A 16,376-nucleotide genomic window follows, 5' to 3' on the forward strand; every position below is an offset into this window, starting at 1 on the left:
GGTTCTCCTTAATCCACAAAACGGCCTTTGAGGGCAAATAAACCTTGTGGACGTTTTTGAATAAACAAAATCACAAGAACCAGTAACACAATCTTAGCCATCACAGCACCAATGCCAATCTCAAGCACCGTACCACTGACGCCAAGACCTAAAGATGCCAATACTGCACCCCATACTTGTCCAACACCGCCAACCACGACGACTAAAAACGCATCAATAATATAAGTCTGACCAAGATCAGGTCCGACGTTACCTACTTGCGCTAACGCACAGCCAGCGAGACCTGCGAGACCCGAGCCAAGTCCAAAAGCCAACATATCGATACGGGCAGATGAGATACCAACCGCGCGCGCCATTTGCCGGTTTTGCGTCACAGCGCGCACAAATAGCCCGAAACGAGTCTTTTTAAGTAAGTACACTAGTAGCATAAGAATAATGATCGTAAAGCCGATAATAGCGATACGGTTGAAGGGGAGTACAAGGCTAGAGGACACTTGATAGGCACCGCTTAACCAGTCAACATTGCTGACTTCAACGTTTTGCGCGCCAAATATCATCCTTACCAACTGCATAAGAATCAGACTGACACCGAAGGTTGCCAGTAAGGTTTCAAGCTCCCGTCCATAAAGCGGTCGAATAACGATTCGTTCGATAATCATGCCGATAATGGCACTGACTAAAAAAGCAACGGGTATAGCGGCAACCAGATACCAACCTGCCATACCGGGAAAATACGCTTGAAATAAATTTTGCACCATATAAGTGGCGTAAGCACCAATCATAATCAGCTCACCGTGCGCCATATTGATGACACCCAGTAGCCCAAAGGTAATAGCAAGACCAAGTGCTGCTAATAACAAGATACTGGCGGTACTCATACCAGTAAAGAGATGTCCTATCCAAGTACTGATAGTAATACGTCGCTCGATACTCGTCTCAGCGTCTAACAGGGCAGATTTGAGCACAGGATCGATATCGTCCGCCGCCAATGCCCGTTTGACATCGACTAAGACTTGCGGGCTATCACTATCGGCAAGCACGGTAAGCGCGACAATTTGCTTAGCGACGTCGCCATCTCTAAAATCAATCCTCGCTTGTAAAGTGCTCAACGCCGTTTTGACGTCGACATCTTGCTCATTAGTGGCAGCAGTACTTATGAGCGCTGGATCTAGCTGCTCGATATTGTCCGCTAAGATGGCTACTGCCTGCATACGTTGCTTAGGATCGTCTGATTCAAGCTTAACTTTGGCTTGTCCAAACACCAAAGCTGAGCGTAGCGTATTGGTCAAAGTCACTTGCGCCAAGTCGCTGGGCCACTCGGTGGTCAGCTGCTTAGTAGGATAAGTAAATAGCTCATCTTCGCTGTTAAGTAGGTAGGTTTGCCCGCCATTGCCTTGGTAGAGCTCATCATTTTTTATCAGCTCAACCAAAGTATCTAGACTCTCAACTGACCCTGGCCACTGATTGAGCATGGTTTGGCGCTTGGTGAAATCAGCAGCAACAAATTGTTCTATAGCATCCCCTTGACCTATCACAGCATTAGCTGGCGTGATTAAAGACTGCTCGTTTTGAACAAGCAAAGTCTTATTACTGACAGCAGTGGATGTCGCAGCCACCATATTAGTAGATATTGCCTCGTCATGACTGTGTACTACTGGCGTCTCGTGAGCATAAACAGACGATGTGGGAGTAATCAGTAATAGTGCTAAAGATAATAGGGTAATGATAAAAGTATTATTAGAATAATTGGCTGGCGCGTCACTTTTATAATAGGAAGGATAATGTGACATGATAATTCCTTTTTTGCAGTCAACACTCCTCTAACCTCTACTAAAAAAATGTTTTATCAGTAGAGGCGCTAAAGGGTTGCTGGTATTGATATCATTAAGGGACTAAGGTTTAAGGTTTAGGTGACCATAAACTTATTTAGGAATGTACTGACTCCATGGCTCAGCACGAATGACTTTTGGCGTTTTGCTGATCACATCGAACTGACCATCGGCACGGATTTGACCGATCATGACAGGCTTCCATAAGTGATGATTTTCTTCATCCATTTTCAAGGTATATCCTGATGGCGCGTCAAAAGTCTGACCTCCCATACTAATACGCACTTTATCGACATCAGTAGTACCCGCTTTTTCAACCGCTTGTTTCCACATATTGATACCGACGTAAGTGGCTTCCATAGGATCATTGGTCACAACCTTTTCAGCATTCGGTAGCTTATGATCTAGCGCATATTTCTTATACTTTTTGGTGAAGGCGCTGTTAACGGGATTCTTAACCGACATAAAATAATTCCATGACGCTAAATGCCCTTGTAACAAGCTGGTATCGATACCACGAAGCTCTTCTTCTCCCACTGAGAATGCCATAACTGGAATGTCAGAGGCTTTAATACCTTGGTTGGCAAGCTCACGATAAAATGGCACGTTTGAGTCGCCATTAATGGTAGAGATAACTGCCGTCTTTTTACCGGTAGAGAAGCTTTTAATATTGCTAACGATAGTCTGATAGTTGCTAAAGCCAAATGGAGTATATTCTTCCATGATGTCTTTTTCAGCGACGCCTTTAGACTTTAAGAAAGCCCGTAAAATCTGATTGGTAGTACGGGGGTAGACATAATCTGTCCCAAGCAGTACAAAGCGTTCTGCACTACCGCCCTCTGGACTCATTAAGTATTCAACGGCAGGAATGGCTTGCTGGTTGGGAGCCGCACCAGTGTAAAAAATGTTTTCTGACTGCTCTTGACCCTCGTACTGCACAGGGTAGAACATGAGGCCATTTAACTCTTCAACGACAGGCAGCACTGACTTACGTGACACCGATGTCCAGCCACCAAATATCACATCAACTTTGTCTTGGGTTAATAGCTGACGAGCTTTTTCAGCGAATAACGGCCAATCAGAAGCGGGATCTACAACGACGGGCTCTAGCTGCTTACCTAACACGCCGCCATTGGCATTTATTTCATCAATGGTCATGAGGGCAGTATCTTTTAATGACGTTTCAGAGATGGCCATCGTTCCAGACAAAGAATGTAAGATACCCACTTTGATCGTATCGCCATTTGCCGCAGGGGTAGCAGTAGTCGCAGTTGTTTCAGTTTTTGTTGCTGTAGAGTTGGTTTCAGTATTGGTTTCAGCAGGTTTTTGACAACCAATCAGGCTTAAACTTCCTATAATGGCGACTGCTAATACAGATAAACGTGATGTCAATTTTGAATCGATACGATAGTTTGTATTGATAGGAGTAACAGTGATAAGAGTGGGCAACAAAGACATATATTTCTCCAAAAGATAAAGTAGCAGCTTGGTTAGGCTGAATGAACAGCCCATTCCTAACTACTATTAATACCTCAATATTTGTGCCAACCTAAAGTATAATAATTTGCACCAAAATCGTTCTTAATTAGAGAATATTGTTCTTATTTATGCACCATCATGGATTTATGGTTTTTTATGCACCATAAGCGTCTGGTTTAGAGAACCAAAGCTGTGCATAAAAAACGATTGGGTGGTAAGCGAGGTGCTATTAAGTTTAAAAAGTGTGAACGGATAAGACTTACGCTGTCAATCCTATAGACATTAACTTAGAATATTTCACCTTGAGTCAATATCCAATAAGCCCACCAGTGTATGTAGATAAAGTGACACTATCCAAAATACCGATTGCCTCTTTGCATTGCTAAAAACACTGCTCAGCCTTGCTGATTAGGCGCAGTTTATATATTGATCGGATAAACAACAAAGTATTAATATTGTTCTATAAGTATTTAATAGAGGCAATCATGATCGCTGGACAGAGATCCACATGACAGGCACAGGCACAGGCAGATAAATTGTTCATCCGTACCATTTCTATAAAAATAGGTAAATCCTAAGTGCTTATGAAAATAATGTATCGGTACTAGTCGTTGGTGCAGCAAGCGGCGTGGGCTCAATATTGACGCAACTATTAAAAGTGAGAACATCGGCTACTATTATCGGCACCGCTTTAAGAGATGAGAGCGTACAATGGTTTAAAGACTTGGGCGCGGATCATGTGATTAATCACCGTAATGCTTTGTACGATGAGCTGCAAAAGACTGGCATTACTGAAGTAGATTACGTCGTCAGTCTTAATAATACGGAAAAGCATTATGAAGAGATTATTAAGTGCTTAAAGCCACAAGGAAAGCTTGGACTTATTGATGATCCAGTCACACTGGACGTCATACCGCTTAAAATGAAAAGCTTAAGTTTACATTGGGAATTCATGTTTACCCGCTCAATATTCCAAACGCCTGACATGATTAAACAGCATCGTTTATTGATAGATGTAGCAAAAATAATTGATGCTGGCGAGATTAAAACCACCATCGCCCATCATATTGGTACGATAACGGCTGAGCACTTACGAGACACGCATCAAATGTTAGAAAACAGCCAAGCATATGGTAAGGTTGTACTAGAAGGCTGGCCTGTATAAGTTCTTAAAAACAAATGTTTTATAGCGTCTAAAACAATCCCAATATTTGAACATAGGAAGCATTTATGAACACACAAGCAAACAAACCACTGACTATCGTTGCCACTATTAAAGCTAAACCTGAGCATGCCGAGCAGGTCAAATCTGAGCTGCTGACACTAACCGCAGCATCACAAGCGGATCAAGGTTGTATTCAATATATCTTGCATCAAGATAATGCGAATATGACTGGTTTCATCGTTTATGAGATTTGGGAAAACAACGAGTCGTTGCAGCAGCATGTACAAAGTCCGCATTTCCAAAATTATGTAAAAGTGACAGATGGGATGGTCGATGAGTTTATCATTACTGAGATGACGGCGATTTCATAAATGTAGCTAATTTTAAGTTTTTAGACGCTACTCAAAATCCATGGTTTTGTTCGATTACATTCGAATCTGATAGAGCAAAATCATGAGATTGACTTATACATGGCTAAGCGAACTACAACATAAAACATTTTCAAACTACAATACAAATCCGTAAATTTACCCTGCCTAAGTAAAATATTTATTCGCTTATTTGTATCAGTACCAGTAAAATGCGAGACTGTTTTCTACACTAGTTTATGAGTAACCAATGATACGTTTAACTGAAATTAAATTGCCATTAAATCATACACCTGAAGATCTAACGACTGCTATAACGACAAAACTTAAAATTTCTGCTGAGCAAATGGCGTCATTTGTGATGTTTAAACGTGGTTATGATGCTCGTAATAAAAGAAATATCCAATTAATTTATACGCTAGACATCACACTGACTGACTCGAATTTAGCCAATGATTTACTGGTTCAATTTGAGTCAGACAACCATGTTAAAGCAACACCAGATACCAGCTACAAATATGTAGGTGAAGCGCCAGAGAATTTAACTGAGCGTCCTGTTGTGATTGGTTTTGGTCCTTGTGGGTTATTAGCAGGGCTTACCCTTGCCCAAATGGGTTTTAAACCAATTATCATTGAACGTGGTAATGAAGTCAGACAACGGACCAAAGACACCTTTGGCTTCTGGCGTCAGCGTAAATTAAACACAGAATCAAACGTACAGTTCGGTGAAGGGGGAGCCGGTACTTTTTCTGACGGTAAATTATATAGCCAAGTGAAAGATCCCAATCATTATGGCCGTAAAGTCATGACAGAATTCGTAAAAGCTGGCGCACCAGATGAAATTTTATTTGTCAGTAAACCGCACATAGGTACTTATAAGTTAGTCACTATGGTAGAAAAAATGCGTACCGAGATCATAGCGCTTGGTGGGGAAGTCCGTTTTGCTACTCGCGTAGACGACTTGCATATCACTGATTCAAAAGTAACAGGCGTGACACTTAATAGTGGCGAGATCTTAAAAACCAACCATGTCATTCTTGCTGTTGGTCATAGCGCCCGAGACACTTTTGAGATGATCCATGATAAAGGCGTGTATGTTGAAGCAAAACCTTTCTCAATTGGCTTTAGAATAGAACATAAGCAGTCAACCATAGACAAAGCACGCTTTGGTGACAATGCTGGAAACGAAATACTTGGCGCTGCGGATTACAAACTGGTTCATCATTGTAAAAACGGTCGTTCTGTTTATAGTTTCTGTATGTGTCCAGGCGGAACGGTTGTTGCCGCAGCATCAGAAGAAGGCCGGGTGGTCACTAACGGCATGAGCCAATATTCAAGAAATGAACGTAACGCCAACAGTGCTATTGTTGTCGGCATTGACCCAGAGCGAGATTACCCAAATCACCCTCTTGCTGGTATCGACTTACAAAGACAACTAGAAACCTTAGCGTTTGAATTGGGCGGCAAAGACTACAGTGCACCAGCGCAAACCATTGGTGATTTCTTAAAAGGAAAGCCAGACTCAGAATTAGGCGATGTAAAACCCTCTTACACACCGGGTATTACCTTAACTGACTTAAGCAAAGCGTTACCTGACTTTGCGGTGGATGCCATACGTGAAGCCATTCCAGCATTTAATAAAAAAATTAAAGGATTTTCATCTGACGACGGTTTACTCACTGGCGTAGAAACCAGAACATCGTCACCAATCAGCATTAAACGCAATAAAGAATTCCAAAGCATTAATACCAAAGGATTATTCCCTGCAGGCGAAGGCGCTGGCTACGCAGGTGGCATATTATCAGCAGGGATTGATGGCATCAAAGTGGCCGAAGCCGTGGCAAAATCGATGTTGAAGATGGAGTAAGAGTGGCTGTAAATTGTAAGCAAACCCCAATATTAAAACGCTTACTTAGATAAAGACATGTGATCGGTAAAGCCTTTCAAGCTATAAAATATAAAGCTTGAAAGGTTTTTTTTTGCTTTGAAGGTATGCTGTATGAAAATGCATCGTAAGTTATGCAATGTTATGTTGTGATATATTAAGACATTAAAAACCCCAGAGCGTATAGGCTATGGAGTTCTATGATTGCTTATAAGAATGTTTGTTGGTGCGCCCACCACGCAACGACTAACTTAGCATAACCCTTTATAATTAAGGGTTAAGGTTGTTAAGGATTTATTTTTAACAACAAATTTAACAACTTCTTAAGGTCTATTGATTTGCCATCCGATTGAGATTGGCTTTTATATCATGAATGACCTGATTTGATAATTCTTTCTCAATGTTATGATCTTTAATAACAGTCAAAAAGTCCTCAGCAACTGATGCTACCTGATCAATAATAGCTTGTGCCTTGTTTTGCTTAATATCAGCAAGTTTAGCCAACTTTAATAAGTGAGATCGGGTAGGGTATTGAGCTTCACCAGTCACATCCATTTGATGATAACCGTTCATACCTGAGTTATAAACGAGATCATAGACAGGCGACAATGACCACCTGCCAGCCTTGTCCATCATAAAAGAGAAGTTCTTGCTATGATCGTCTTTATTGTTAAAGATGACATTAAATACAGCATGTCTAAAACCCTCTTCTACAGCAACTTGTGATTGGGTCAACATACGCACGCAGCGTAAATACTGCAGATAATCTAATGATGGGATGCGAAAATCAATGTCTAATAAACCTGCCAGCGTATGAGTATGAACGCGTTGATTGCCCATACGGTCAAAACGCTCAACCCCAAAAGCAGCATGTTTTTCACCGATATCAAAATAATGATGCGCAGGCATGTTTAGGCCTGCTTGCTTAGCCATATCAGCATAAATTGACTCTAATAGGCAAACGCTTTTATGCTCAGATTGGGCAGGAAACTTAATCAGCCACGGCGCTGCGGATGGCTGTTCGCTTTTTAAGTCCGTAGTAATAAACTCGGTTGCCTCATCATATAGGACAAGTGCTTTTGGTCTTGCACCTTGTGGTGAGCCGCCGATAACGATGAGCTCAGCCAGTATGTTGCTATCTTGTCCGGATAAAATCGATTGATTGGCAGCGGCCAGTTTGGCTAAAGTAAAATCATTAATATCGATATCAGCGCCTGATAAATCTTGTTGTGGCTCAAAACTAAGTGCTCCCATTGCTGAATTACCAATATAAGCGAGGCGATCTAAAACATTGATTGACGTAGCATGAGACATTGTTTTTCGAAAGAACCTATCCATGAGCAGCATTCCCCAACCATCAGGTAAGCTGTCTGATAATAATCCGCATAGGTAATGGCTCGACGCATGAGTACCATAATAAGGTGCTGATCGTAATGGCATCTCAATTGGTGATAACTCCAGTCCATCAGTCAGCCACGCCGCATCATAGCCAAAGGTAGGGCGTCGTCCATCCATCGTTAATTTACCGATAAGACGTTTGTCTCCGAATCCTTGGTAGTAAATATTGACAATTGATATCGGTTGATACATTGAGGTGGCTACCTTATATCAGCTTTTATTTGAGGCGCGCAAGCGTGGATTTTGTTTAGCGATAACATCTTCTATATTGGTAGGCACTACATCAAATAATTCAGAAAAGTGATTTACCATGCCAAGAGCCATAGCGAGCCTGATTATATTGTCTAGTGTACCGCCCTGACCAGACTCAATACGAGCAACAGTACTGATGCCAGTACCAGCCTTATCTGCTAAAGCGGCTTGTGTTAAGTTTAATGCCAGTCTTTGCGTTTTTAAGCGTTCACCTAAAATCTGAGAAATTTCACTTGGCGTATAAAAATCAAATCTTATGTTCATAATATAATCATTCATATAAGAGTGTTAAAATACTATTTTAGCACTTAGTCATTCAAATATGAATTCTTGTTTTTATAAAGCTAATAATTAGAAAAAATACTTGCAATAAGTACCTGTTCTTTACATAATCCTTTCACTATAAAAAAAGTGGACTTATATATACAAGTATTTCGAGAACCAATATAGCTGGCCATACTTTAAGCTTTTTAACGGTTAGTATTATCAGCGTTTGTATCAATGCCAATGCGCTTACGCCTGAGTGACCCCTGCCGTCAAACCCCAATATTAACAACATCACCTAAGAAAAGTGGATTTTATACATCAGTCTTCTGTGAGCTATGCTGAAGAAACCGTATAAGTAAACTTGGTAAACTAAGCACAATAATAGGAGTTTACCATGACCAAGAAAATGAGAACTTACAGCACAGAATTTAAAGCAGAAGCCGTCAAGAAGATAGCAGATAATAATGGCAATATCTCAGCGACCGCAAAGCAGCTTGGCATCGCCATGCAGACCTTATCTAATTGGCATAATAAAGCCAATCAAGGCAAGCTTGCAGGGACTGAACATTACGATCCACAGCTTATGGTCATTATAGAAGAGAACAAGCGCCTAAAACGCCAGCTCAAAGTAGCGGAGGAGGAGCGCGAGATACTAAAAAAGGCCACAGCGTACTTTGCAAAGCACAGCTAGTGAAGTACGCCTTTATTGAAGATAATCAGCAGCTTTTTAGTATCACTCGCATGTGCCGTGTGTTACATGTAAAGCCATCAAGCTACTATGACTGGCTAAGCCGTGGTCTCAGCGACCAGCAGATACATAGAAACCAGTCTGAGCTACTGGTTAGAGCCGCTCACAGTGAAACTCGTGAGCGTTACGGCGTCGAGCGTCTACATGCGCATCTGAGTGAGCAAGGGCATGATATCAGCACTTATATGGTGAGACGCATCAAAGAAGAGCACGGCATCAAATGCCTGCGTCATAAGCGCTTCAAAGTGACAACCGACTCTGATCACAACAAACTTGTCTATGACAATGTGCTCAATCAGCAGTTTGATGCCAAGCGTCCTAATGAATCTTGGGTCAGTGACATTACTTATATCTGGACAAATGAGGGCTGGCTGTACTTAGCTGGAGTGAAAGATTTATACACCAAAGAGTTAGTCGGTTATGCTATCAATAAACGCATGACAGCAGATTTAGTATGCCGTGCGCTCAACATGGCCATTAAGAACAAAAGACCAAGCCAAGGACTGATTGTTCATTCTGATAGAGGTAGTCAGTACTGTAGCCACGCGTATCACAAGATTATCAAGCAACAGCAGTTTAAAGGGTCAATGAGTGCTAAAGGTAATTGCTTCGACAACGCGCCAATAGAAAGCTTCTGGGGCACATTAAAGAATGAGCTGGTATATCACCAAGACTATAAAACAAGGTTTGCAGCCATCAGTGATATCATTGGATATATCGAGCTGTACTACAACCAAACAAGGATTCAAAAGGGCTTGGGCTATAAATCGCCAAGACAGGTGTGGTTTGACTTCTATCGTCAGGCTGCGTAATTAAAATCTCCCAAGTTTGGTTCTACGGATTTGACGGCAGGGGTCATCTGCACTATATAAACAATAGCATTTAGGTGATTTTCGAATCATTAGAGTAAAAGAATTCCATGGTAAGGGATAGGTTAATTATATTTTGGACACCATAATATTGAGGTGTTTATCACCCAACAAGTTATAGTTTAGATTAATATTTGGTCTACTCTAGCATTGAGTAATTCTTTGCTATCGATATTAATTTTAAAGCTATCCCCTAATAAAAATAAACAGTAAATAGAAAATTCGTTAAAATTATAACCCCTAAATTTAATGTCTACGGATTCGACAGCAGAGGTCGGTAACAAGAGGTTGAGCCATCTAGCTTAGTATATTTATAATTACTGTATTGTATTTAACTATGACATCACTACGATTTTGATATTTGAGAATAATTACTCTACAGCTATTTACTTTCCAGTAACCTCTTTCATAAATACTACTTAATACATCTCTGGCCAAAAAATTAATAGTGACAAGCTATGAAACATAATTTTGGGCAATTTTCATATCTATTAATACTCATCTTAAAGCGAACCTCTCTCTTAACAAATATCCTAATATTTTGTGGCATTACTTTTAGTCATGGTTGACAGACTTTATATCATTTTCCAATGGTCTGTGATTTGGAGTAATCTTGACCGTAATCAGAACCATAACAAGGAAGTTTGTATGGCAAAATTACGACCAGTGACTTTTTGGCCCGCATTTGTTTGCTTGGTATTAACCGTCGCTTACACACTCATTGATAAACAAAATTTTATCACGGGCACATCAAGCCTAAACACGATAATCATGACTAACCTTTCTTGGTTATTCAACCTTAGTGCTTTATTCATGGTGTTTATCGCAGCGTACGCCTTTTTTGCCCCAATCGGGCGGGTACGTATTGGCGGCGAAAACGCCTCTCAAATGCTGACCCCATTTCGTTGGTTTGCCGTGTCGCTAACCACAGTTATTGCAATGGGTATTCTATTTTGGTCTGTTGCCGAACCAGTTCTACACTATCATGAGCCCCCCGCATATTTAGGCATAATCCCTGAAAGCCCTGAAGCGATGCGCTTTTCGATGTCTACTATCTTTGTACATTGGACGATTACCCCTTATTCAAACCCCAATATTAACAATATCACCTAAGTAAAATGCCAAATTAAAAAAGGTTACCGAGGCTATATTTGGTATAGCATTGGCAACCTTTTTTTATGTTTTTAATATTTAAAAGTAAGTTTATACGTTCATTATAATCAGATTTTCAGTCCCTCGATAGCGAAGTCATCATCACCTAAGCAGTTATGTTCTGGCTAGTACATTGCAGTCGCTGAGAAACAGATCAAAAATACAAATATTTAGTGTAGGAGTAGGTTTTTAATCAACTGTCTGAGTAATCCGATGATGAATAGACCTTAGGTGCAGCCATAGTTTTCCAAGCCTAAATAGTACGTTTTACCGTACCTTGCCTTATATCAAATAAATATGCCTCAACATCACGAATAACAGAAATGCCTGAACCAGCTCATTCAGAACTAGTTATTGGCATACCTATTCCAAGTTTAATTCAAGTGGTAACCCACCCAAACCTAAGACACTAATCTAATAGAATTAAGCTGCGTGAAATAGTTTCTGCATTGGCGTAAAGCCGCCATTGCCCATGTTCGGGCGCTCGTTATTGTAGTGGTACAACCAGTGTTCTGCTTGTTCTCTGACTTGAGCTAAAGTAGTAAACAGCTCTTGGTTTAACCAATCATACCGCATCGTTCTATTATAGCGCTCTACATAAGCATTTTGCTGTGGATGACCAGGCTCAATATATCTGATAGCAATATCTTGCTCTAGTGCCCAGTCTTTGAGTGCATTACTAATGTACTCAGGACCGTTGTCACATCTCACTTGATCAGGCTTGCCTCGATATTCAATCAGCTGATTCAGACCGCGTATCACTCTTTGAGCAGGTAGTGAAAAGTCAATCTCAACGGTTAGCGCATCAGGCATAAAGTCCATGCTTCAGCTTTGATTGATACTATCAGGTACTGCTAGAGGTATGGGTTTGTCACGTTTAATACGGCGCTTGGGCTTGATTCTAAGGTTCAATTCAAGATCGCAGTAGATGCGATACACGACGCGTTTGTGGTTGTAGGGCAACCCCAGAAAGTTATACAGACTTAAAAAGCATAATCCAAAGCCCCAATTCTTATTCTTCTGCGTCAGATCTATTAATAAATCCGCTATTAGCTTGTTTTCATCAGAGGCAACTGACTTATGATAGTAGCAAGTGACGCTGATGTTAAAGATATGGCAAGCCCTGCGTATGCTAATAAAACGCTCTTCAAGGTAGTGACAAGCCATCTCACGGCGCCTTGATGGCGCTACCATTTTTTTGACATGACATTCTGTAATATGTCAGATTTAAGACATTCATCGGCATACATCTTCTTTAGTCGAGCGTTCTCAATTTCAAGCTCTTTAAGACGTGAGATTAAAGAGGCATCCATACCGCCGTATTTAGAACGCCAGTTATAAAAGGTGCTTTGTCCAATATTGTGGTCACGGCATAGCTCAGTGATAGGGACACCTTGCTCTGCTTGCTTTAAGATGTTGACGATTTGGTTGTCGCTAAAGCGGATCTTTTTCATAGGGTTCTTCTGCTGATAGTTTAGCAGTTAATCTCTATTTCTAAGCGTTCTTATTTATCGGGAGGATTGCCGGAGTATGCGCAGTACTGAAGGGATGGCCGAACGGATCGATCAAGGTTTGCAGCGACGCAAACGCTGGATATTGCCTGAACCTGTTTCGCACCTTGGCAGCTTACTGTAGCGAGTCGCACCGGCTCTGTACTTGCATCAGGTGCGTAAACGCTTTAAAGGCGAACTACGATAAATTAATTATTGGATTCGTCTCAGCTTTTATTCTAATATTGTGCCGTTTAAAAAATAATGTTGCTAGCAACGGTATTTTAAACGGTATTTTTTATCACCACCTAGAAATGTCATGACATATTACTCACTATATGAGTGTTTGGTTTTTAGCTTCCTAAGCTAGCCTTAAGGTTTGTTTGTTGTAATAGCAGTAGAGCAGATGATGTAACGTCTAGCCTACTAGCGGTATCTCGCCTAGGTTTGATGTTTAGCAATTATATCGTCAAAAAACAAACGAACTATTAGGGGAGTGATGACCATGAACCAAAACAGTACAACGAATCCGACCCACGAGTCTGATATATTGTTATCAAACATTCCTAAAACTCAGAAAGTACGAGTTTGGGATATTTTGGTCAGAGTGACTCACTGGGCCGTCGCGGCTGGTATCACTGCTAATTTGCTTTTTACCGAAGAAGGCAGTGAGCTGCATCAATATGTCGGTTATACCGTGGTAGGGCTAGTGGTTATCCGTCTACTTTGGGGATTTGTGGGTACACGTTATGCACGCTTTAGTAACTTTTTCCCCACGCCGTCTCGTATTAAACACCACCTATCTGATTTAAGTATCCGCCGTACAGATGAGCAGCATTTGGGTCATAATCCACTGGCTGCTATTATGATGCTGTCGTTATGGGCCGTGATTATAGGATTGGGCATCAGTGGTTATCTGATGGAAGCCAAAATTTTCGGTAGTAAAGATATCCTTGAAGAAATCCATGGAATACTAGCCAATAGTTTATACTTGCTGGTGCCGTTGCATATTATCTCTGCAATTGCCATGAGCTATTGGGAACGGCAAAATCTGATCAAGTCGATGATAACGGGTAATAAAACGGTGACGACGCGTCGCCCACAATAAAAACAAGATAGCAGGATACATAACGTAATAGGACAGTCATGGCACGCATACTATTAATAGAAGACGATAGCAATATTGCTGAAGGCCTCGTTGTTGGGCTAAAGAGCCATGGCATGATGGTTGATTGGTTTAGTGATGCTAGGCAAGGTGAGATGGCACTGCAAGAGGATATGTTTGACGCGGTGCTACTTGATTTGACGTTGCCAAGAGGGGATGGTATGACGGTGCTACAAAATTGGCGATACAAACAGTTAGACACACCAGTGCTGATCATTACCGCTCGTGATGCCATTGCCAATCGCGTGGCGGGACTCAATGCGGGCGCCGATGATTACTTGGTCAAGCCATTTGCACTAGATGAGGTGGTTGCCCGCCTGCAAGCATTGATACGGCGCAGTCAGGGACGTAGCCAGCCTGAGATTCGTTATGGTGACGTCGCTTATTGGCCTCATAATCATCAGGTTTCTTATCAAGGGCAAGTCGTTGAGCTGACCATCAAAGAAGTGGCGATACTAGAGCAAATGCTGACCCATCCCAAACAGATACATAGCCGAGCGAGCTTAGAGGACAAACTCTATGGCTGGCAACAGGATATTGAGAGTAATGCGATTGAAGTACATATTCATCATTTACGCAAAAAGTTGGGCAATGACTTTATTTTAACCAAACGCGGTATCGGCTACTACCTCAATCCAGCACATAACCATTAATATATTTATAGTCAATTTGGCTTTCAACATACGAACAATATATGAGCAACATGTGAGCTTATGAAAAGTATCCAGCAGCGACTGTTCATCTCCTTACTCATTGGTCTGCCCTTGCTATGGCTTGTCACGTCGAGCTTTATTGCTTGGCGGTTGTGGCACGAAATCAATGAAATGAATGACACGCAAATCACCCAAGTGGTTCGTTACTTGATGGGTATCTCGGCTGATGACAGTGACTTAAAAGAGGTAGATTCCAAAGACGGGATTCCAAAAACTGGAGATTCAGAAAATAGTGATCAAGAAGACGATGACGACGATCATCATAAACAGAAGAGCGAACATGCTGCCAAAATATATAATTTAAAAAGTAAAGAGCTGTCAGGGGATCTTGGTGATGCGGAAGATGACTATATGGGCTTTGCTATTTGGGATAAAGAGGGACGACTATTAATGGCTGATGAAAACGGACAGTCGTTTTCTTTCCTGCCAGATCAGCGTGGTTTTATAGAAGAATACAACTCTGCTTATCAGCGTCTGAATCCCTTTAGCAAACGTTGGCGGTTGTTTTATGCGCACGATGACTATCATAGCGATGATATGCACGAAGGGCGTGTGATTGCGATTGGCCAAAATCTTGATTCTCGCCGAGAAATGATTGTTGAAGCGATGTCTGTACAAGTGCTGCCGATGTTAATTGGGCTGCTTTCCTTGATGATCTTGACTATCGGATTGATACGACACGGACTGATGCCATTAAGTCAAATCAGCGCCGAAGTGGAACAGCGCAAGCTGCAAGACGATCATCCGATCACAGCAGACGTCCCACAAGAGATTCAGCCTTTAGTGACCGCTTTAAACGTGTTGTTTGTGAAAGTGGCAGATACTTTGGCACGTGAACAACGCTTTACTGCTGATGCTTCTCATGAGCTGCGTAGTCCACTGGCTGCGCTAAAACTACAAGCAGACTTGTTACAGCAGCAGCTGTTACAGCTGTCGGGTATAGAAAACGACAGTCAACTGTTTTATCACACGCTAAAAATTAGCGATGGTATCGAGCGTGCCACCCATTTGGTCGATCAATTATTGGTTTTAGCCAAAATAGAGCCGCAACAGCAGTTGCCCCCTGAGCAATTAGAACGTCCAGACTGGCTGATGCTCACCGATACTGTGCTGAGTGACGTCAACCGCTTGGCGCGTGAAAAACACATTCAATTAAAACGCACCGTACACTGTGACAATCCTGCCGATATTTTGCCCATTCTTATCAATCCAGTATTATTTAAACTATTAATCCGTAACTTACTAGACAATGCCATTCGCTATTGCCCAGAGGGCTGCCAGATCGAACTGCAGTTGGATACTGATAGTATCAAAGTGGTGGATAATGGCTTGGGCGTAGAACCAGAACAGCTAGCACGCCTGAGCGAACGCTTCTATCGCCCAGCCGGTCAAACTCAAATAGGCAGTGGGCTAGGACTGTCAATCGCCAATCGAATCGCAGATCTGCACAACCTCACCTTAGCATTTGCCAACCACCCTCAACCAGAAACAGGCTTTGTGGTAACGGTAAGAAGTAAAAACGTACTCTCAAAACCATTGTAAAAAAATAAATCATACTGTCTTAAGCTTGAGTTAATATTCGGTGCGTATGCTACT

Annotated in this window: 12 protein-coding genes and 1 pseudogene; 8 read left to right on the forward strand and 5 right to left on the reverse strand. The window is 41.6% G+C overall.

Translation table 11 applies throughout. From position 1 onward, the window contains the following. Positions 1-8: 8 nt before the first annotated feature. Positions 9-1,790 (reverse strand): urea ABC transporter permease subunit UrtB, encoded by a 1,782-nt coding sequence (gene urtB / locus CXF65_RS03600; protein WP_101211064.1) that lies wholly within the window; start codon positions 1,788-1,790, stop codon positions 9-11. Between the two features lie 132 nt (positions 1,791-1,922). Further along, positions 1,923-3,233, reverse strand: a complete 1,311-nt coding sequence (gene urtA, locus CXF65_RS03605) for an urea ABC transporter substrate-binding protein (RefSeq protein ID WP_101211103.1) — start codon at positions 3,231-3,233, stop codon at positions 1,923-1,925. A gap of 703 nt (positions 3,234-3,936) precedes the next feature. On the opposite strand from urtA, the gene CXF65_RS03610 reads away from it, so the two are divergent. The 3 genes from CXF65_RS03610 to CXF65_RS03620 all read left to right on the forward strand — a co-directional run bounded on the left by CXF65_RS03610 (position 3,937) and on the right by CXF65_RS03620 (position 6,708). Beyond that, on the forward strand, positions 3,937-4,473 hold the full coding sequence (locus tag CXF65_RS03610; protein WP_025652867.1) for a zinc-binding dehydrogenase: 537 nt from the start codon (positions 3,937-3,939) through the stop codon (positions 4,471-4,473). Positions 4,474-4,538: 65 nt separating this feature from the next. Beyond that, positions 4,539-4,844, forward strand: a complete 306-nt coding sequence (locus CXF65_RS03615) for a putative quinol monooxygenase (protein WP_025652866.1) — start codon at positions 4,539-4,541, stop codon at positions 4,842-4,844. Between the two features lie 247 nt (positions 4,845-5,091). Continuing rightward, complete coding sequence (locus tag CXF65_RS03620) at positions 5,092-6,708, forward strand: NAD(P)/FAD-dependent oxidoreductase (protein WP_101211065.1); 1,617 nt, start codon at positions 5,092-5,094, stop codon at positions 6,706-6,708. A 348-nt stretch (positions 6,709-7,056) separates the two neighbouring features. Here the strand turns inward: CXF65_RS03620 and CXF65_RS03625 are convergent, their stop codons facing one another. After that, on the reverse strand, positions 7,057-8,316 hold the full coding sequence (locus CXF65_RS03625; RefSeq protein WP_101211066.1) for a type II toxin-antitoxin system HipA family toxin: 1,260 nt from the start codon (positions 8,314-8,316) through the stop codon (positions 7,057-7,059). 18 nt (positions 8,317-8,334) lie between these two features. Beyond that, entirely contained in the window at positions 8,335-8,655 is a 321-nt protein-coding gene (locus CXF65_RS03630) for a helix-turn-helix domain-containing protein (RefSeq protein ID WP_101211067.1), read from the reverse strand. A gap of 382 nt (positions 8,656-9,037) precedes the next feature. Between CXF65_RS03630 and CXF65_RS03635 the strand changes: the two genes are divergently transcribed. Together CXF65_RS03635 and CXF65_RS03640 are read left to right on the forward strand one after the other, a co-directional pair. Further along, positions 9,038-10,203 (forward strand): IS3 family transposase gene (locus tag CXF65_RS03635; RefSeq protein WP_101211068.1). Its coding sequence is split into 2 segments (ribosomal slippage): positions 9,038-9,296 and positions 9,296-10,203, totalling 1,167 coding nucleotides; the frame shifts between segments, so codons are not numbered across the junction. 705 nt (positions 10,204-10,908) lie between these two features. Next, positions 10,909-11,373, forward strand: coding sequence for a BCCT family transporter (locus tag CXF65_RS03640; protein ID WP_198551955.1), 465 nt, complete (start codon positions 10,909-10,911; stop codon positions 11,371-11,373). Between the two features lie 462 nt (positions 11,374-11,835). Here CXF65_RS03640 and CXF65_RS03645 read toward each other — a convergent pair. Continuing rightward, a pseudogene (locus tag CXF65_RS03645) lies at positions 11,836-12,866 on the reverse strand (integrase core domain-containing protein). 541 nt (positions 12,867-13,407) lie between these two features. Between CXF65_RS03645 and CXF65_RS03650 the strand changes: the two are divergent. The 3 genes from CXF65_RS03650 to CXF65_RS03660 are packed head-to-tail and all read left to right on the forward strand — an operon-like array spanning position 13,408 to position 16,322. Then, a complete protein-coding gene (locus CXF65_RS03650) occupies positions 13,408-14,010 on the forward strand; it encodes a cytochrome b/b6 domain-containing protein (RefSeq protein ID WP_101211069.1) in 603 nt (200 codons plus the stop codon). Between the two features lie 38 nt (positions 14,011-14,048). Next, positions 14,049-14,720 (forward strand): response regulator, encoded by a 672-nt coding sequence (locus tag CXF65_RS03655; RefSeq protein ID WP_101211070.1) that lies wholly within the window; start codon positions 14,049-14,051, stop codon positions 14,718-14,720. A 60-nt stretch (positions 14,721-14,780) separates the two neighbouring features. Then, on the forward strand, positions 14,781-16,322 hold the full coding sequence (locus tag CXF65_RS03660) for an ATP-binding protein (RefSeq protein ID WP_101211071.1): 1,542 nt from the start codon (positions 14,781-14,783) through the stop codon (positions 16,320-16,322). The last annotated feature ends 54 nt before the right edge of the window (positions 16,323-16,376 follow it).

It is taken from the genome of Psychrobacter sp. Sarcosine-3u-12 (genome assembly GCF_002836005.1).
GTDB lineage: Bacteria > Pseudomonadota > Gammaproteobacteria > Pseudomonadales > Moraxellaceae > Psychrobacter > Psychrobacter okhotskensis.